The sequence below is a fragment of the Arthrobacter pullicola genome (genome assembly GCF_014836875.1).
GTDB classification, from domain to species: Bacteria; Actinomycetota; Actinomycetes; order Actinomycetales; family Micrococcaceae; genus Arthrobacter_B; species Arthrobacter_B pullicola.
Genome location: NZ_JACSQC010000004.1, coordinates 322,109 through 340,384, shown reverse-complemented (window position 1 = coordinate 340,384; position 18,276 = coordinate 322,109). Strand labels below are relative to the sequence as shown.

13 protein-coding genes are annotated in these 18,276 nt (G+C 62.3%); 2 read left to right on the top strand and 11 right to left on the bottom strand.

Going from position 1 to position 18,276, the window contains the following annotated elements:
- Nucleotides 1-254: 254 nt before the first annotated feature.
- The 9 genes from H9638_RS10390 to H9638_RS10350 all read right to left on the bottom strand — a co-directional run bounded on the left by H9638_RS10390 (nucleotide 255) and on the right by H9638_RS10350 (nucleotide 11,197).
- Nucleotides 255-1,421, bottom strand: a complete 1,167-nt coding sequence (locus H9638_RS10390; RefSeq protein WP_191747099.1) for a mannosyltransferase family protein — start codon at nucleotides 1,419-1,421, stop codon at nucleotides 255-257.
- 83 nt (nucleotides 1,422-1,504) lie between these two features.
- Entirely contained in the window at nucleotides 1,505-2,491 is a 987-nt protein-coding gene (locus H9638_RS10385; protein ID WP_191747098.1) for a Gfo/Idh/MocA family protein, read from the bottom strand.
- Nucleotides 2,491-3,582: a DegT/DnrJ/EryC1/StrS family aminotransferase gene (locus H9638_RS10380; protein ID WP_191747097.1), complete on the bottom strand. Its 1,092-nt coding sequence runs from the start codon at nucleotides 3,580-3,582 to the stop codon at nucleotides 2,491-2,493. Before H9638_RS10380 ends, H9638_RS10385 begins: the two co-directional genes overlap by 1 nt.
- Entirely contained in the window at nucleotides 3,579-4,172 is a 594-nt protein-coding gene (locus H9638_RS10375; RefSeq protein ID WP_225217262.1) for an acyltransferase, read from the bottom strand. Before H9638_RS10375 ends, H9638_RS10380 begins: the two co-directional genes overlap by 4 nt.
- Nucleotides 4,173-4,257: 85 nt before the next feature.
- A complete protein-coding gene (locus tag H9638_RS10370; protein WP_191747095.1) occupies nucleotides 4,258-4,983 on the bottom strand; it encodes an ABC transporter ATP-binding protein in 726 nt (241 codons plus the stop codon).
- A gap of 3 nt (nucleotides 4,984-4,986) precedes the next feature.
- Nucleotides 4,987-5,859, bottom strand: coding sequence for an ABC transporter permease (locus tag H9638_RS10365; RefSeq protein WP_225217261.1), 873 nt, complete (start codon nucleotides 5,857-5,859; stop codon nucleotides 4,987-4,989).
- Nucleotides 5,860-5,861: 2 nt separating this feature from the next.
- On the bottom strand, nucleotides 5,862-7,790 hold the full coding sequence (locus H9638_RS10360) for a glycosyltransferase (RefSeq protein WP_191747301.1): 1,929 nt from the start codon (nucleotides 7,788-7,790) through the stop codon (nucleotides 5,862-5,864).
- A gap of 110 nt (nucleotides 7,791-7,900) precedes the next feature.
- Nucleotides 7,901-9,088 carry a UDP-galactopyranose mutase gene (gene glf / locus H9638_RS10355; RefSeq protein ID WP_191747094.1) on the bottom strand — a complete coding sequence of 396 codons (1,188 nt, stop codon included), beginning with the start codon at nucleotides 9,086-9,088 and terminating at the stop codon, nucleotides 7,901-7,903.
- A gap of 93 nt (nucleotides 9,089-9,181) precedes the next feature.
- The gene (locus H9638_RS10350; protein ID WP_191747093.1) at nucleotides 9,182-11,197 is read right to left on the bottom strand and encodes an acyltransferase family protein; all 2,016 of its coding nucleotides are present in this window, start codon (nucleotides 11,195-11,197) and stop codon (nucleotides 9,182-9,184) included.
- A gap of 271 nt (nucleotides 11,198-11,468) precedes the next feature.
- Here H9638_RS10350 and H9638_RS10345 point away from each other — a divergent pair, with 271 nt between their 5' ends.
- Nucleotides 11,469-15,425 carry an FtsK/SpoIIIE domain-containing protein gene (locus H9638_RS10345; RefSeq protein ID WP_191747092.1) on the top strand — a complete coding sequence of 1,319 codons (3,957 nt, stop codon included), beginning with the start codon at nucleotides 11,469-11,471 and terminating at the stop codon, nucleotides 15,423-15,425.
- Nucleotides 15,426-15,640: 215 nt separating this feature from the next.
- Here H9638_RS10345 and H9638_RS10340 read toward each other — a convergent pair whose 3' ends face one another.
- Complete coding sequence (locus H9638_RS10340; RefSeq protein WP_318241850.1) at nucleotides 15,641-16,066, bottom strand: hypothetical protein; 426 nt, start codon at nucleotides 16,064-16,066, stop codon at nucleotides 15,641-15,643.
- A gap of 323 nt (nucleotides 16,067-16,389) precedes the next feature.
- Between H9638_RS10340 and H9638_RS10335 the strand changes: the two genes are divergently transcribed.
- The gene (locus H9638_RS10335; protein ID WP_055239553.1) at nucleotides 16,390-16,638 is read left to right on the top strand and encodes a WhiB family transcriptional regulator; all 249 of its coding nucleotides are present in this window, start codon (nucleotides 16,390-16,392) and stop codon (nucleotides 16,636-16,638) included.
- Between the two features lie 150 nt (nucleotides 16,639-16,788).
- Here H9638_RS10335 and H9638_RS10330 read toward each other — a convergent pair whose 3' ends face one another.
- Nucleotides 16,789-18,270: a sensor histidine kinase gene (locus H9638_RS10330; protein ID WP_191747091.1), complete on the bottom strand. Its 1,482-nt coding sequence runs from the start codon at nucleotides 18,268-18,270 to the stop codon at nucleotides 16,789-16,791.
- Nucleotides 18,271-18,276: the final 6 nt, after the last annotated feature.

Genomic DNA, 18,276 nt, shown 5'->3' with positions numbered 1-18,276 from the left:
CCCTACAGCCACTGCTCTGCCCGCACCAAACACCGCCCTGCATCGAGCGGTGGATCCTCGCGCTGCGCTTCACCGGCCGGTGGGGACCACACAGTGTGGCCCACCCCGTACGCGAAACCTTGCAAGAGCGACGAAGCCAGAATCGCTGATTACGATTCCTGGTTTCATCACTCCAATCATCACCAACCCCATACCGGGATCGAGAGCCTTATTCACCCATCGAACGCGTTCACAAACCTCAGTGAGAGTTACCCCTAGCCGGCCCACTGTCCCGTAAGGAACAGATGCGCCCACGCGATCATCAGGATCGTTGAGAATGCCAGATAGGCCCAAAAAGCTGTTGCGGATTTCCGCAGCAGGTAGGCAATGCCTATCCACAGGGGCCACCAAAGCAGGGCCGCGCGAGGTACCGAATAGAAGTGCGTTGAGGTGCCCAGCAGGAGCACATTCAGCGCCACAAACACCGCTTCGCCCCAGAGCCGCCGGGCAATCAGCACCGTGGTCACCACAACACCGCACACGACGGCGATGACCTCTATGACTCCCATCGGTCCAACTCCGCCAGTGGGCGGATACGACGCGAGGGTGGCGCTCCAAGCATCCCACGGCCATTCGAAGTGCCTGTTCCAATACTTCTGGGCACTCTGATAGGCCAGCAGATCGCCTGTTATAACGGCCAGGTAGGCCATCCAACCCAGTAAAACTGCCGCAGGAATGCCCAAAAAGAGGAAAGACTGGGTTCTTACCGGCGCTCGACGCAGGTTCTTGCTGCTGGCCCTTTGCGTCAGCCAAAGGACGAACAAGGCAACCAGAAGGAACGCGCCTGAGATTCTGACGGTGCAGGCGAACGCACATAGAACACTGGCGAACAGCCAGCTCCTCCGCATACCGAAGTACCAGGCTCCCAGGGCAAAGGCCAGGAACAGCGATTCGGTATACGGCGCATAGAGGAAAATCGCGGGGGGTGCTGTGACAAACACCGCTGCAGCTTTCAGCCCCAAGCCCTGCTGATACCCATCGGCAATCCGGCGAATCCAAATCGTGGCCATGGCTCCGGACAGGAACGAGACGATGAGTCCCGTTACCACCGAGGACAGGGTAAGGGCCATCCCGAGCCTCAGGAGCATCGGCATGGCAGGAAAAAAGGCGTAGAGCGGCGCAGCGGTCGACGCGGTACCCGGCTCGGGAAGGTAGCCAAGCCTCGCTATGTCATCAAAGTGGACGTAGTCGAACCGGGCGAACCGGGCAGTGAGCTCCTGCAGCGTGGGCCGGGCCGGGGCGGAGGACTCATATCCGAGGTACAACAGCCACGCAACAATAATCGCTGTGCCGGCCACCCAGATTCCGAGCGCGCGCACATCATCCTTGTAGCCGGATGAGTTACCGGTCGTCGTCGTTTGCAATGATCCAGGGGAGTTCATGCGGTCTTCTGCCTTCGGTCCGAAGTAGAGGCCCCTGGGTTGTACCGCCGCAGTGCGTCGGGACGGCTCAGAGGCCTCACTGGTTAGAGGGTGACAATGCTCCCGGTATTGGCCGATTCGAGGACGGCTTCAGCTACCCGAAGCGTCTCGAGGCCTTCACGGAGGGTGACCACGGAGTTCGATTTACCAAGGATCGCGTCGCGGAAAGTCTCATGCTCGACCCGAAGGGGCTCGCGCTTGGCCAGCGCAAACCGTGTGCTGGAGCCTTCCGCGACACCGCGGAAAGCGGCCATTGACTCCCATTCAGTTTGGAATGTGCCGTTCTCGATGAAAGTCAGGTCCGCGGAAATAGTGTCCGCAACGAAGGCTCCACGCTCTCCGAGAACCACAGTCGTACGTTCCTTGAACGGGGAAAGCCAGTTAACTGTGTGGTTGGTGATAATGCCGCCTGCGAGGTGACCGATGGCGGAGACCATGTCTTCGTGGTCCCTCCCGCTTCGGGACGTGGTCCGCGCATAGACGTCCACGTAAGCTGACTGGGTCAACCAGGCAGTCAGATCGATGTCATGAGTGGCCAGGTCCTTAACGACCCCGACGTCGGCGATGCGTGCCGGGAACGGCCCCTGGCGGCGAGTGGAGAGCTGGTACACGTCCCCAAGCTCACCTGCTTCGAGACGTTCACGCAGATTCTGCAGGGCAGGATTGAACCGCTCAATGTGCCCGACGGCGCCCACCAGGCCCTTTGCTTCAAAGGACTCAGCAATCCGGGTGCCCGAGGCGGAATCGTTCGCAATCGGTTTTTCGATGAGGGCATGCACACCCGCATCAGCGAGCTTAAGGGCGATCTCCTCATGCAGGATGGTCGGCACGGCGACCACCGCCATGTCCAAGCCCTGTTCCAGCAATTCCTCGACCTGCGAGCAGACTTTCAGCCCGTCCGCGACACCGTGCGGGTCGCCGAAGGCGTCTGAAACGCCAACTAGGTCGACGCCGTCGATTTCACGGATCACCCGTGCATGGTGTCGTCCCATCATTCCCAGGCCGATCAGGCCGGCCCGAAGATTCGCCATTAGGCACCTGCCTTTGCGACCTTGTTGACGGCCTCGACGATACGCTCCAGGTCGTTCGTGCTCAGTGAAGGGTGGACGGGAAGGGAAAGGACTTCCTTAGCCGCGGAAGCAGTCTGCGGCAGGTGCTCGGCGACTCGGTACGGAGCGAGCTCATGGTTCGGCACCGGATAATACACACCGGATCCCACGTTGTATTCTTCACGCAGCGCCCGGGCAAACCCGTCACGGTCCTCGGTAACCCGGATCGTGTACTGGTGGTAGACATGCTCATAGCCCGCAGCGACCTTCGGCGTCACAACGCCCTGCAGATTCGCGTCGAGGAAAGCAGCGTTCTGTTGCCGCTGCTTCGTCCAGCCCATCACCTTGGTGAGCTGCACACGCCCGATGGCGGCGTGGATGTTGGTCATCCGACAGTTGAAACCGACCAGCTCATTTTCGTACTGGCGTTCCATCCCCTGATTCCGCAGCAGCCGCAGACGGCGTTCAACTTCCGGGTCATTTGTGGTGACCATTCCGCCCTCGCCCGAAGTCATGTTCTTGGTGGGGTAAAGGCTGAAGGTTCCGAAGGTGCCAAAGGTCCCCACCCGGCGGCCGTTAACGGCTGCTCCGTGCGCCTGAGCCGCGTCCTCGAACAACTGCAGTCCGTGCTTTTGCGCAATTGCGGAGATGGAAGGGACGTCAAAGGGGTGCCCATAAAGGTGGACCGGCATGATTCCCTTAGTCCGGTCTGTAATGTGGGCCTCAACGGACTTCGGATCCAGCCCGTAGTAGTCAGGTTCAATATCGGCAAAAATCGGCGTCGCTCCGGTGAGAGCCACTGAGTTCGCCGTCGCTGCGAAGGTGAAGGACGGCACGATCACCTCGTCGCCCTGGCCGATACCTGCGGCAAGAAGGCCAAGGTGCAGTCCCGAGGTGCCGGAGTTGACTGCGACTGAAGGACGTCCGTCCAGGAGGACATCCGAGAACTCGCTTTCGAACGAGGCAACTTCTGTTCCCTGTGCCAGCTGTCCGGATGCCAAGACGGCGTCAACGGCCTCCCGCTCCTCCGTGCCGATAATCGGCTTGGCTGGGGGAATGAAATCCTGGTTCATACGTGTGCCTCTCGAAGAGTCTCGTTCTCTTGGATATATGCTTCGCCCGTTTCAGGGCATTTCCACAGCGCCCCGTCCTGCACCAGAGGGACACCGGCTTTTCCGACCCATCCCAGGCGCTTCGCCGGAACGCCGGCAACCAGAGCAAAGTCGGGAACATCTCTAACCACTACGGCTCCGGCGGCAACGGTTGCCCAGCGTCCGATCTTGACGGGTGCTACGCAGACCGCCCGGGCACCGATGGAAGCGCCGTCGCCGATGGATACTCCTACGGCTTCCCAATTGTCGGCACTCTTCAGGGTGCCGTCTGGATTGATCGCTCTCGGATACGTGTCATTGGTGAGGATGACGCCCGGCCCAATGAACACACCATTCCCCAGTGACGCAGGCTCATACACCAGCGCGTAATTCTGGATCTTGCAGTTCTGGCCTATTTGAACGCCTGAGCCGACGTAGACCCCGCGGCCGATGATGCCGCCGGCGCCGATAACAGCGCCTTCACGAATCTGTGCGAGGTGCCATACCTTGGTGTTTTCCCCCAAGACGGCGTCAGCTGAGACGTCTGCATTTTCAGCTATGCTGCTCGACAATTCCACTCCCCATCCGCACCCGTAAGCCAGGCGCCTGTGTATTCTATCGGATTGGTTTTCCTGGGCACTGCTCCCGGAAAAAGATCTACTGGCGCATTCTGTCCACCACGTCGCGCACGGGAGCATCCATGACGATTTGTCCGTGTTCCAGGAGCACGCCCCGCTCACAGATACGCGAAACCAGATCCAGGTCATGGCTCACGACCACGAGGGTCTTGCCTTCGCCCGCCAGTTCCTTGATCTTGTCGATGCATTTGCGCTGGAAGGGTTCGTCTCCGACAGCTAGGATTTCATCCACCAGGAACACCTCGGGATCGGTGTGAACCGCAACCGAGAACGCCAGCCTAAGATACATGCCCGATGAGTAGAACTTCACTTCGGTATCAATGAACTGCCCGATTTCCGAGAATTCAACGATCGAATCGAACTTCTCGTCGATCTCACTTTCGGTCATTCCCAGGATCGCGCCGTTCAGGTAGACGTTGTCACGCCCGCTGAGATCGTGGTGGAAACCGGCTCCCACCTCAATGAGCCCCGCGACCCGTCCGCGGGTTCCTACCGTTCCGCTGTCTGGACGCATCACACCTGAGATGTGTTTCAACAGGGTTGACTTTCCTGAGCCGTTCAGACCGAGCAGCGCTACCGTCTCGCCCTGCTCGATGTCCAGCGACACCCCTTTCAGGGCGTCGAATTTCTCATTCAGATCGCCCTTGCGCCCCTTGACCAGCCAGACAAAGGCTTCCTTCATCGAGCGGGTATGGCGCAGGACGAATCGCTTGTTGATATTGCGTACTTCAATGGCGTTTGCCACGGTTCAGAGCTCCTGCGCGAAACGGCCTTCAAGCCGACGGAAGACGAGTTGGCCAAGCAGTAGGATCCCTGCCGAAATTGCTAGGCCTACGGACAGCCAAAGGGAAAGCAGATGCGGTGGGATGGCTTCCGCGCCGTCGGTTGTGGGAAGCCAGAAAGCGAAGTGGAACGCTTCGACCCCAACAGTGATGGGGTTCAGCTGGTACAGGTTGAAAACCGTCTCACCAAGCTGTTCACGGACCATCACCCAGGAGTACAGCACCGGCGAGGCCCAGGTGGCGATCATCAGCAGCATATCGACAAGGTTCTCAGCGTCGCGGAAATAGACGTTTATGGCCCCGAAAAGCAGTCCCAGGCCGGTGGCCAGGAGGGCCACGATCAGGAACCCTGCCGCGGCTGCCGCCAGTTCCAGCAGTCCTGGCCGCCACCCGTTAAGGACGCACGCAACGATCAGAATCAGGATCTGGGGAACAAAGTGCACACCCGAGACCCAAACGGATGCCATGGGAAACAGCTGGCGCGGGAGGTAGATCTTCTTGATCAGGCCTCCGTTACCGACTATCGACCGGGAAGCATTTCCCAGGGCCTCCGTAAAGAAGTTGATCAGCACGATTCCGGAGAACAGATAGATCGCATAGTTGGGCAGTCCGTTGGGGTTGCGTGAGCTCTGTTCCAGCCCAAGAAAAACCCCAAGAGCTATGTAGAACACGATGAACTGCACGCCCGGCTTTACGTAGGACCAGAGCAGTCCAAGGACGGATCCCCGGTAGCGGACCTTAAGTTCTTTGGAGACCAGGAGCTTGAGCAGGAACCGGGAGCGGAACACGTCCGCCAACCCCGCTCCCCGGCCCGGGGTTTCCAGTGCGCCAGTGGACAAGCTTATTTACTCTCTTCCGAGTACTTGTCGAAGGTTTCCTTCCAGGCTTCCAGGGAGGTAATCACCGGAAGTGCCTGACGGTACTCTTCGCTGAGCCGCTGCCAGTCCTTGAGGATGACAGCATTGAGGCGCATACCCTCGACCAGCAGGTCACGCAGTTTCTCCGGATCCCGGTGGTACCAGGAAGCAGCGGTACCGTCGGCATTGGTAACGACGGCACTGTCGTACTGCGACATCCGCCACCACTTGTTGTCGATGTGCGCCACCCGTGCTTCAGGACGTTCGATACTCGTCTTTGAAACCGGCTTGGTGAGGTGCCGGACAATCGTTTTCGCAGCCCAGGGAACCAGGGTGATGTAGGACGGCGGCTGGAAACCGCGCCCGCGGCGGGGCGGCTTGCTGACACCCGGCGTGGGGAAAGCCTCGGGATCGGGCTCAAACTTCGCCTCCGAGTACGCGTGGCGCATCGACTGGATTTCAGGCAGCTTGTGGGCCAGGATCTCGTGAAGCTTCCCGGGGCCGGCCAGCAGGTCCTGCAGGGCCATAACGCGTGTCTGGGCAGTGAAGTACTGCATGGAAATCAAATGCTTGACGTCAATGAAGCTCCCCTCCCGGACCACGCGGCCGCCGTGCGGATACGGGCTGTGGAGCAGGGCCGTAATGATCCGGTTACGGCTGTGGAAATAAGCCTGCCAGTCAACGGCGTCATCCTTGTCGGCCCAGGTAATGTGCCAGACGGCGGAACCCGGGAGGGAGACGGTGTTGTAACCCGCGGCCTTGGCACGGACACCGTACTCGGCGTCGTCCCACTTGATAAACACCGGAAGGGACAGCCCGATGTCGCGGATGACCTTCGTCGGTATCAGGCACATCCACCAGCCGTTGTAGTCCACGTCCACCCGCCGGTGCATCCACGGCGTGGTGCGAAGGTTGGTCCGGGCGAAATCGTGCCCCAGTACCTGTTCCTTGATCGGGTGGTCCGGCTGGAAACGGTAGGGATTGACCGTCTCTCCGAACGTGTGCAGCACGGTGCGGTTGTAGAGATCGAACATGTGGCCGCCGACGATGGTCGGTTTGTTGCAGTGATCCGCAAAGGTCACCATCCGGACAATGCTCTCCGGCTCCACCACAACATCGTCGTCCAGGAGCAGGACGTAGTCGCTGTCATTCTGGACGGCTTCGTACATACCGCGGGCAAAACCTCCGGATCCGCCCAGGTTTCCCTGGTGGATCATCCGGAGCTTTCCGCCGAACCGTGCTTCGATCTCGGCGAAGCCGGGAGCGTCCTTGACCTTCTTGGTGCCCTGATCCACGATCAGGACTTCCTTGAGGTAGGCAAGCGCATCGGGGTTGTTCGCCAGGATACGGAGGTTGTTGAGGCAGAATTCGTTCTTGTTCAGGGTGGTGATTTCAAGGGTCACCGATCCGGGGGTGTGCTCCGCTCCCGGGGCCTGCCATTCCGCCGCGTTCAGCGTCAGTGGCGCCGAACCTGCCACCAAGTCAAACCAGTACCAGCCACCATCGCCAAAGGGCTTGAGCGGCAGTTCGAACGTGGAAACGGTGTCACCGGAGACCCTGCGCGTCTCCACGTGCTGAAGCGAACCCCTGGCGTTGGACCGGTAGATGCTGACGACGCCGCTGCCCGCGGTCGCTACCTGGAGCCGGATTTTCTCGACGTTCGTCCACCGGCGCCAATAGCTTGCTGCAAATGCATTGAAGTAAGTACCGAATGAGAGTCTTTGGCCCGCGCGGGCCAGACCCGAAGTGCGGGAGGTGAAATCGTCAACATGGACTTCTCCTTGGGAAGCCGCTGCCGACGCAACCGCCGAGGCCGGCGTGGTTTTCGACGCCGTGGTCATGGAGCCATCCATCGTGTTGAAGGCAGCCCCCATGGCTGTCCCCGTGTCCACGTACAGCAGAGCTGTGTCCATCTGGCTCTGGTCCGGGAAGATGACGCGCTGCACGGTATGCCACGCTGTATCCCCACCTGCTGCACTGCGGTTACCCGTCGCCTGCAGTTCGACAGTTGCGTCCACCTTGCTCACGCGTCCACTCCTCCGCTTTCCAGTTTGGCCCCACCGGTGAAGTGGGGCTTGATCTTATTGTCGTACATGGAAAGTGCGGAGCCGATCGCCATGTGCATGTCCAGATACTTGTATGTGCCGAGCCGTCCACCAAAGAGCACGGACTTCTCGCCCTTGGCGAGGTCCCGGTACGCAAGCAGCTTTGCCCGGTCTTCAGCCGTGTTAACGGGGTAGTAAGGCTCATCGCCCTTCTCGGCGAAGCGCGAGAACTCCCGCATGATCACGGTGGCATCCTTGGTGTAGTCACGCTCCGGGTGGAAGTGACGGAATTCATGGATCCGGGTGTAGGGGACGTCCTCATCCGGATAGTTCATCACGGAGGTTCCTTGGAAGTCCTCGATAGGAAGGACCTCCTCTTCGAGGTCGATGGTACGCCAGGACAGGTCTCCTTCAGCGAAGTCGAAGTAACGGTCGACGGGGCCGGTGTATACGACCGGAACCTGTCCCAGAGTGGTGTCCCGGGAGAATTCGTGGCCGTGGTCGAAGAAGTCCGTTTTCAGGTGGACCTGGATGTTCGGGTGGTCCGCCATCCGTTCGATCCACGCCGTGTAACCATCAACTGGGAGGCCCTCGTACTTATCGTTGAAGTACCGGTTGTCGTAGGTGTAGCGGACAGGCAGGCGGGAAATGATCTCGGCCGGAAGGTTCTTGGGATCCGTCTGCCACTGCTTGCCGGTGTAGTACTTGATGAACGCCTCGTAAAGCGGGCGGCCAATGAGCTGGATCCCCTTGTCATTGAGGTTCGCTGGATCTGTGCCTGCGAGTTCGCCAGCCTGCTCCTGGATGAGCGCTTTGGCTTCGGCCGGCCCCATGGAGGAACGGAAGAACTGGTTGATCGTCCCGAGGTTGATCGGCATGGGGTACACCTCGCCCTTATGGCTGGTGTAGACCTTGTGCACGTAGTTGGTGAACTGGGTGAACTCGTTGACGTAGTTCCAGACCCGCTCATTGGAGGTGTGGAAAAGGTGCGCTCCGTAGCGGTGGACCTCAATCCCCGTCTGCGGTTCGTTCTCGCTGTAGGCGTTTCCACCGATGTGGTGACGCCGGTCCAGGACTGCGACCTTCAGGCCTAGCTCCTTGGCAGCGCGTTCAGCTACGGTGAGGCCGAAGAAGCCAGACCCAACTACTACGAGGTCAACGTTCACTTAATTCTCCTGTTTATTCCGGTTCGGCCTATCCGAGCACGGATACGACGCTCTACATTATCCAATATGCGGGCGTGCACAGAGGGACCTGTTTCAGTCCAGTCCGTGGATTGCCTGGTCGAATCGTTCAGCGAACACATCCGTCATGGTCCGCAGGTAGCTTGCGGTGAGATGATTCGTGTCCAAATACACCATGACATTTCCTATGACCGGTTCGCAGAATCCCCCAGGGCAGAGCATGTCTGTGAAGTCCAGATGAGCCAGTCCGTGCACCGGCGGTGAGTCTTCTGCAGGGTTGACCCTGTTGAATACTACCTCTGACTCTATTCCGCAGAGGGAAGGGTTATCCGGGTTCCGGTCCACACACTCCGGAATAAACGACTCAAACCGAGGCGTATCCCGGATGGCTGCCACCTTGATTCCAGCTTCGGTGAACTTCTTCACAACGTCGTTCCAGGTATCGTCGACGTATTCGTTGCCGCCCACTACTGTACGCGAGGAAGTAGTCACCACGATGTCCGGGTGCGTCCGCAGAATTTCATCAACCAGCTCCTCGTTGAAATCCACGCAGTCCTGGGCCACTGTCCCTGTTTCAAGCGCCAGTGGACAATTTCCCTTCATCCACGCTGAGAGGTTCCAGCCGCGCTCTTCGGCCATAGAGATGAGCGGTGTCGCCCACACCTTCGCGTGTGAGCTGCCCACCAATGCCAAGGTGAAATCCGTCGTCCCTGCAATCTTGCAACGGCTCTCCAAAGCGCTCGGCTTCTCGAGGCAGCTAGAGCCGAAATCGGGCCACTCGTCCCCCACTAGCGGAAGAATACCGACGTCAGGGTCGGACTGGTCCTCGTAGCCAGGCACCAGCACTGCAGCTCCGGGGTAATTACGGTTTGCATCTGCGGTCAGCCGCTCTGCCTCCAATTTGAGGCCCTGTTGCCAGGCAGTAACTGGAGCTGCTACCACTGCGACGCACACTGCCACCACCAAACCGGTCCGCGCAGAGCTTTGGGTGGCCCAACTCATCGAGCGCATCGGACGCTCCACCAGTTTGGTCGTCAGGTAGGCGAGGACAAGAGATAGACCTATGATCGCTGTCCCGCCGACCGGCCCTACTTCTTCCCTGTCCCGCCAGATCAGATAGATGACGAGAATCGGCCAGTGCCACAGGTACAGCGCGTAGGAAATGTCCCCCAGCCGTGTCAGCGGCTTCCAAGACAGCAGACGGTCAGCGCCAACGCGGCTTTCGGTCTGGCCCGCAACGATCACCAGAGATGCTGCTGTGAGCGGCACCAGCGCAACGTAGCCAGGGAACTGCCCCTGGACGTCGAGGACGAACCCAACGCTGAGCATGATGACAACACCCAGCCAGCCCATCCCGACACGTATCCACCGGTGTGGTTTCAGATACGGCAGGGCCAGCGCCAGCAGGGTGCCGAAGGCAAACTCCCACAAGCGGGTCCGCGTATCGAAGTACGCATGCACCTGGTTCGTGTAGGTCTCGTGGATGGAGAAAGCCAAGGAACCCAGGAACAATGCGCCAAAGATCATCATGACGATGCGGCGGAAGCGCATCCCCGTGGCGCGTGCGATGAATGCCGCCAAGCCAAAGAGAAGTGGCCAGAGGACGAAGACCTGTCCCTGGATGGAGAGGGACCAGAAGTGCTGCAGCGGACTGGCGACACTCTGATCTGCCGCATAGTAATCTACCGAGTTTGAGGCAAGTGCCCAGTTCTGGAAGTAGAACAGGGACGACCATGTCTGGCTCAGGATTTCGCTCCACCGCGACCGGGGTACGAAGAGAGCGGTGGCGGTGAGGACGGCCAGGAGGACGACGACGACGGCGGGAAGCAGGCGCTTGAACATGTGGAGCCAGTAACGCCCCAGATCCAGCGCCTTACCGGCTTCAACCTTGCGGACAAAGGAAAGGGTCAGCAGGAAGGCCGAGATAAGGAGAAAGATGTCAACGCCGCCCGACACACGCCCGAACCAGACGTGATAGGTCACCACCATCAGTACGGCCAGCGCCCTCAGGCCTTGGACCTCAGGGCGGAAGGACGCGCGCTTGGGCGGAGGCGCTTGCTGCTCGCGGGTAGCAAGTATTTCCTGGGACACACAGACCTCTCAAAAAAGCTTCACAGACTCCCCCGATTGGAAGTCTACCCCGGCTGTTCCAACCCGGTTTGAGTCCGGCTTCCCTGGCAGCTGCCTTTATCCACAGAGTCCGCGAACCCGGCCGGGCACCGGCGAATGGCCGGTATCGTCTCCTCAAACGCAGCGATCAGCGCAAAGGAGGCATGTTGTGGAGATTCATGCTTCGGTCCTGTTGCCTTCATACCTCCGGCCGTTTCTCCCAGCTGACCGGTCCGAAACGATCCATCCGGTTGTGATTAACGCGACAGCACAGACCGCGGGCGCAGACCTTGCCGAGGCCTTGGAGCAGGCCTTCGGCCCGGGCCCTTACACAGCCGATGGCCAACCGCTGGCAGCACTGTCCGGGCCGGTCCTCGCCCTTCCCGACGGTGTCCTCCTGGCACCTCCGCGCCCTTCCCGGAGAACGCCCGCAGTGGATCCCCCGGCACTGGTTCTCGTGACCCACAGCGGTCCCGACGCCGGCAGGGTCATAGAGCTCCGCCGGGGCCGGTACCGGCTGGGCCGCCCGGGCCTGGCGCTTCCCGCCGGAAGCATTCCGATTGAGCTCAGGGACCCGGCGCTTTCGCGCCTGCATGCAGAACTGACTGTTGACGCGAGAGGTGTCCGGATCACCGACCTGGCATCGCAGAACGGCGTGTGGGTTGATGGAAGCCGCATCGGAACGGCGGAGCTCACCACGGAATCGCGGGTCTTTGCAGGAAACACAACGTTCCGGATCTGTGTCCCCGCCTCCGCCCGTCTCCCGGAGGCAGGCCCCGGCTCCTCCGGACCGCTTACGGTACCGGTGCCGCCACCCGGCGCGTACAACCCGGGGATGCTCGCAGCAGCGGTTATTGCCCTCGGGCTGGGCGTTGTGCTGGCGGTGACCACCGGCATGTGGATATTTCTCGCGTTCTCGGGCATCACCGCCCTCACAGCCTTCGCCGGTTTCGCGGGATTCACGCGCAGGAGGCGCAGGTTCCATGCTGCGGTGTCCCGGACGGCGGCGCAGGACGCAGCGCGGCGGCGGCTGGCCCACCCCACGCCCGGGGACCTGGCTGTGGCGGTACTTCAATCGGGCCTTCGCCACCGGAAGGCTGAGCCTACTCCGGCCAGCCAGCCGCCCCGCTCTTTCACCGAAGGCAACGCGGACATGCAGGCGGTTCCCGGGCTTCGCCTCGGGACCGGATCCCTGCCCGCCAACATTGTGCTGCAGGCATCCAGGGAAGCCTGGGCACCTCCGCGGCTGGACGATGTCCCGGTGACGCTGTCCCCCGCGTCCGGCGCCGGAATCCGGATTGTCGGCCCTGCCGCAGAGACCTTGGGAATGCTCTGCTCTGTGCTGCTTCAGTTGGCCTCGTCCCGGCCTGGAGGTGCCGGTCCAGTGATCGTTCTGTCCCGCGGAGACGACCGCTTCGTCCGCGATGCAAGGCTGCTGCCGGGAGTCCAGCTCCTGAGCGTGGCCGACTCCGCAGCCGCAGCCGCAGCCATCCAGGGGATCGCCGGCCAGAATTCCGACGCACCGTTGATTGTCCTCGCGCCTCCCTCAGCGGCTGCGGACACCTGTCTTCTCCGGGCGGGGCTGCCCGAGTCGATCCGGCGTGCCGTGGTTTTCCTCGTCGGCGTCGAAGCAGACGCTACCGGCGCTTCCCACGCTGACGGTGGCGGCGGTACTGCCTCCATCCTGCTCTCCGAAGACGGCGGCGTCCTCCGGGTGGACGGCACAGAGCAGGCTTTTCGTCCGGACCTCGTCGGCCCCCTGGCGTTCCACCGCACGGCGGCGCTGCTTGCCTCCGCACGGAACCGCACCGCGGGGCGGTCCGCACCCAATGGCCTCTTCCCTCTGTCCAGCGGTGACATTGCCGCTTCGTGGGCCCGCGGCGGGTCTCCCAAGGCCGCTCTCGGCCGCCACGGGGCGGCACCGGTGTCCCTGGACCTCCTGGCGGATGGACCCCACTTCCTCATCGCCGGGACGACCGGCTCGGGAAAGTCCGAGCTGCTGCGGACTCTCGTTGCCTCTTTAGCCGCTGCCGTCCCGCCAACCCGGTTGAACTTCCTCCTTATCGATTTCAAGGGCGGTTCCGGACTGGCTCCCCTGGCCCGCCTGCCCCACGCCGCGGGTTTCCTCACCGATCTGTCTGGCGAAAACGTCGCCCGAACGCTGGCGTCCCTCAGATCCGAGCTCAAGCGCCGGGAGTCGCTGCTGGCAGCCGCGGAGGCCAGTGATCTGGACGGCTTCAACAGGAGCGCCCCCGATTCAAAAACCGTTCCCCGGCTGGTCGTTGTTATCGATGAATTCAGGATGCTCGCGGACGCAGTGCCCACGGCCGTGACCGAGTTGATGCGGATAGCCGTCCTGGGCCGGTCGCTCGGCCTGCATCTGGTGCTGGCGACTCAGCGCCCGCAGGGTGCGGTCACTGCGGACATCCGCGCCAATATCTCCACCTCGGTCTGTCTCCGGGTCCAGTCCGCCACGGAGTCCCGGGACGTTGTGGGATGTGACGACGCCGCGGATATCCCGGCTTCCTCCCCTGGAATGGCTATTCTGCGCAAAGCAGGTGCCCCGCCGTTCCCGCTGAAGGTCAGTTCGACCGCTTCCAGCCCCGGCAGCCCTCCTCCGCTCCTCCAGACACTGGCCCAGTACCTCTCCACTCCCCTGGACCGGCGTGGAAGCACACCCGGCAGGAGCCTTGAAGAGCTGGTGGAAGCAGTAATTTCCGCAGCCGCCGACACCGGCCGCCCTACGGAGGCACAGCCCCCGGTCCAGCCGCCGCTGCCGAATGTGCTCCCCTACAGGTCCGGGCTGCCGGGAAGCGCAGGTCCGGGCCGCAGCATAATCCTGGGGTTGGCAGACCGGCCGGAACAGCAGTTCCAGGGCGTGCTCGGTTGGAACCCCCGCCGGGATTCCCATCTGGCCTTAGTGGGTCCGCCCGGTTCCGGCACAGAAACCACCGCAGCCCTCCTGGCAGCCGAGCACCTCGCTGCCCTGCCTGGCCGGCACCTCTATGTCCTTGATGGTGATGGGTCACTCGCGTGGACCGCAGGCCATGCGCAGACGGGGGCGTACGCCGCGCCGTATGAAACGCGCAGGGCGGCCCGGGTAGTAAGTGTCCTTGGCGGTATCGTCCTCCAACGCCTCGCTCACGGACAAAAAGGCCGCGGCTGTTCCAGTTCCGCGGGAATCACGCTCCTGGTATCGGGCTGGGGCAGGTGGCAGGATGCTTTCCGGTCCAGCCGGTTTACGGGCGCCGAAGATGAAGTGCTCGGCCTGGTCCGCGACGGCGAAGCAGCGGGTGTCTGCCTGGTAATCAACGGCAACAGGGAACTGCCGGCAGCACGGTTCTTCCAGCTGATCCCGAACCGGCTCTGGTTTCCTGCCGGCCTCCCGGATGACGCGCTTGTGGCCTGGCCCCGGATGCCGCCGATGGAACCCGTGCCGGGACGGGCCTTTATCCAGGGGCGAATCGGAGCTCCGGCGGGCGCGGTGGCGCAATGCGGTGAGCCGCCTGCGGACTTCGTCCGCACCCCGTTGCCGGAAGGGACAACAGCACCGCAGCGCGTGGAGGAGCTGCCTGCCTACGCAGCCGCGGAAGACCTCGCGACGGCCTCCGGCCCGGACCGGTTTCCCCTTGGACTGCACGGTGACGAGCTGGACACAGCCGAGGCATATCTGCCGTCCGGCACCGCGTTTCTGGTCCTTGGGCCACCCGGGTCAGGCAGGACGACCCTTCTGCGTCAGTTCGAGCGTGCCGCAGGCCGGAATATGGAGGTCCACCGCTTCGATTCGGGATGGTTTGAGCCCGCACCCAAAACGGCGGAGTCCGGCAACAGCGGACCAGAAGACGGCAGTCCAGGAGGCAGTGCACCAGGAGTAGGCGGCCCAGGAGCCGGCAACGTCCGCAACTGCCTGATCCTGGTCGACGACGCTGACCGGCTGCCCCTGGAGGCGCATGCCTTATTGATCCAGTTCCTCGACCGCGGGGCCCGGCTGGTTCTGGCGGCAGCTCCGGGTTTTGGACTTGCCTCCCGCCTGCCCGCTGCAGCACGGCTGCGGTCCGACCCCAGGGGCGCGGTTCTTGCTCCGGAGCAGCAGTCAGATGGCGAGTTTTTCGGGGTGCGGTTGAACCTCGATGCTTCGCCCCGGCCTGGCCGGGGATATCTCATTGCCGGGACGAAGGCCACGGAGACCCAGTTCGCCTGCCCGGCCTAGGGCCGCCGGTGTGGAATGGCCTAGGGCCGCCCGGTGTGGAGTGGCCCAGGGGCCGCCCGGTGTGGAGTGTCCCAGGGGCCGCCCGGTGTGGAGTGTCCCAGCGCCGACCGGCCTGGAATGGCCCAGGGACCGACCAATGGGGACGTGTCTCCACGGTGTCCCTGCTTCAACGAGGCTGGCGGACGTTCCTGCTGCACGGGCATTCCGCCCCGCACTCAGTAGGTCTTGGGCTCCGCATTGGTGCCGCTGGTCCATGCGATCACTGGTTTGGTGAAGATCAGCAGCAGGACCGTGGCAGCAGGAATAAGCAGCACAAGCCCGGCCAGGACTACTCCGCCTTGGAGAGTCGGCACGGCGATGACAATCACAAAGAGCTGCCACACCAGGGCCGCGGCCCGTGTCCAGCGCATGCCGCGGAAGAAGAAATGCCCCACCACCAGGAGCCAAACCGCGACGGCCACAATCAGAATGAGGCTGAAGACAGCCCCACCGAGGGAGGTTGCCGTGGCGGTCAGGAGGTTGTAGACATACCAGGCGGCGACGCCCAGAAGTCCAGCGGCTTCCAGGACAAGGACGATGGAAATGATGATGACTGCTGCCGGACGGGACGCGGGAGCCGTGGAATCTTGGGGTCTTGACACACTGGCACACTACCGGACATAGTCGAGGAGCGATGAGGCGGAACCCCCCAGCCAGCGGGCTTGATCCCTTCCAGACAGGCATCAGGGCAGGTGCACGGTCACTGTCCAGGTTTGTCAGTCATTGCCGAAGCCACGGACCCCTGTGACGCATCACTCATCATTTCCGGCAGATTAACAGCTTGTTAACCCTTGTTTGCGTTTCCCTGTCGTGACACCCTTGTAGAGGGGATCAGGGGCCGAAACCGGCCCCTTTAGTTTGTGGTTGCTCGTGAATGTTTTCACAAACAAACGGAGTCAACTTTTCAGAGGAGATAGTGATTAGCATGGATTGGCGGAGCCGCGCAGCGTGTCTGGACAAGGATCCGGAGCTGTTCTTCCCTGTGGGAAACACCGGCCCGGCACTTCTTCAGATTGAAGAGGCCAAGAGCGTATGCCGCCGGTGCCCGGTTATCGATACCTGCCTGCAGTGGGCCATCGAAACCGGTCAGGATGCCGGTGTCTGGGGTGGCATGAGTGAAGATGAGCGCCGTGCGCTGAAACGCCGTGCCGCAAGGGCACGCCGGGCTTCCTAGGAAGCCCAACAAGGACCACGAGGTTCTTGGTCCAACACAGAAGACTTCCTCAGGCGCCCCCGCCTGGGTATCCGAGGGGCCACTGCCTTAGCAGCGGCCCTTCGTTGTTCCCGGGATCGGTGTCCCGGGCTAAACCAGGGATGAGGATCCTTACCGGCGCCGGGCGCCGTCGAGCCCCATCTCAATCGTCACCTGTGTGCCTCCGCCGGGCCGCGGCGACCAGGCAATGGTTCCGGCGAGTTCGCTCTGGACCAGGGTCCGCACAATCTGCAGTCCGAGTCCCTCACTGCGCGGCTCTGCCGGAAGACCAACCCCGTCGTCCGAGATGGTCACCGCCAAGGTCTCCTCATTGTCCTCCGCCCGGCGCCGCTCGGCGCTGAGCCACACAGTTCCCCCTTCGCGCCCGGACAAACCGTGTTCGACGGCGTTGGTCACCAGCTCATTGATCACCAGCGCCAGCGGGGTGGCGAAATCGCTGGGCAGCTCCCCGAAGGTGCCCTGCCGTTCGGTCCGCACGCCCTGCGCCGGCGAGGCCACCTCGGCCGACAGCCGGAACTGCCGGTCGATGAGCTCGTCGAAATCCACGTTCTGGGTCAGGCCCTGCGACAGGGTTTCGTGCACCAGTGCGATGGTGGAGACCCGGCGCATGGCCTGGGCCAGGCCGAGCTTTCCCTCTTCGCTTTCCATCCGGCGGGACTGCATCCGCAAAAGCGCGGCAACTGTCTGGAGATTGTTCTTCACCCGGTGGTGGATTTCCCGGATGGTCGCGTCCTTCGAGACCAGCTCCATTTCCCGCCGCCGGAGCTCGGAAACATCCCGGCACAGGACCAGTGCACCAAAGCGCTCCTTTTCGTCGCGCAGAGGTATGGCCCGGAGTGACAGGCTGACACCCCTCGACTCGATTTCAGTCCGCCACGGCATCCGCCCAGTCACCACCAGGGGCAGCGTTTCGTCGACCATCCGGCGGTCCTTAAGCAGGGCCGTCGTGATTTCCGCCAGCGGCCGGCCCTCAAGCGACTCCATGTCACCCAGCCGGCGGAACGCCGAAACACCGTTCGGGCTGGCGTACTGCACCACTCCCTGGGCGTCCAGCCGGATCAGCCCGTCGCCGACGCGCGGTGCACCCCGGCGCGAACCGGTGGGCGTCGCGAAGTCAGGCCACAGTCCCAGGGTGCCCATCCGCAGCAGATCGTACGCGCACTGCCGGTAGGTCAGTTCCAGCCGTGAAGGCATCCGCGAACTGGAAAGATCCATGTGGGATGTCACGACGGCGAGCGTACGGCCGTTCCGGACGAAGGGGATGGCTTCAACCCGCATGGCCGTGTCGGTTGTCCAGTTTGTCTCGCTGGACCGCTCGATGGACTGGCTCTTCCACGCCGCGTCCACCAACGGCTGCAGGTCACCCCGGATCCGCTCCCCCACAAAGTCGCTGTGGAAAACGGTGTGCGACGTTGATGGCCTGGCGTGCGCCAGGGCAACGTAGCTGCCGTCGGGAAGCGGAAACCAGAGTGCCAGGTCGGCGAACGCGAGGTCCGCCACCAGCTGCCAGTCGCCCACCAGCAAGTGCAGCCATTCCGCGTCGCCGGGCCCGAAATCGGCGTGCTCTTTGATCGGATCAGTAAAGATAGCCATATTCCA

Coding starts and splice junctions, on each gene's coding strand:
- H9638_RS10330 (WP_191747091.1), bottom strand. CDS start 18,270: ATGGCTATCTTTACTGATCCGATCAAAGAGCACGCCGATTTCGGGCCC.
- H9638_RS10390 (WP_191747099.1), bottom strand. CDS start 1,421: ATGAACTCCCCTGGATCATTGCAAACGACGACGACCGGTAACTCATCC.
- H9638_RS10385 (WP_191747098.1), bottom strand. CDS start 2,491: ATGGCGAATCTTCGGGCCGGCCTGATCGGCCTGGGAATGATGGGACGA.
- H9638_RS10380 (WP_191747097.1), bottom strand. CDS start 3,582: ATGAACCAGGATTTCATTCCCCCAGCCAAGCCGATTATCGGCACGGAG.
- H9638_RS10360 (WP_191747301.1), bottom strand. CDS start 7,790: ATGGACACAGCTCTGCTGTACGTGGACACGGGGACAGCCATGGGGGCT.
- H9638_RS10335 (WP_055239553.1), top strand. CDS start 16,390: ATGGATTGGCGGAGCCGCGCAGCGTGTCTGGACAAGGATCCGGAGCTG.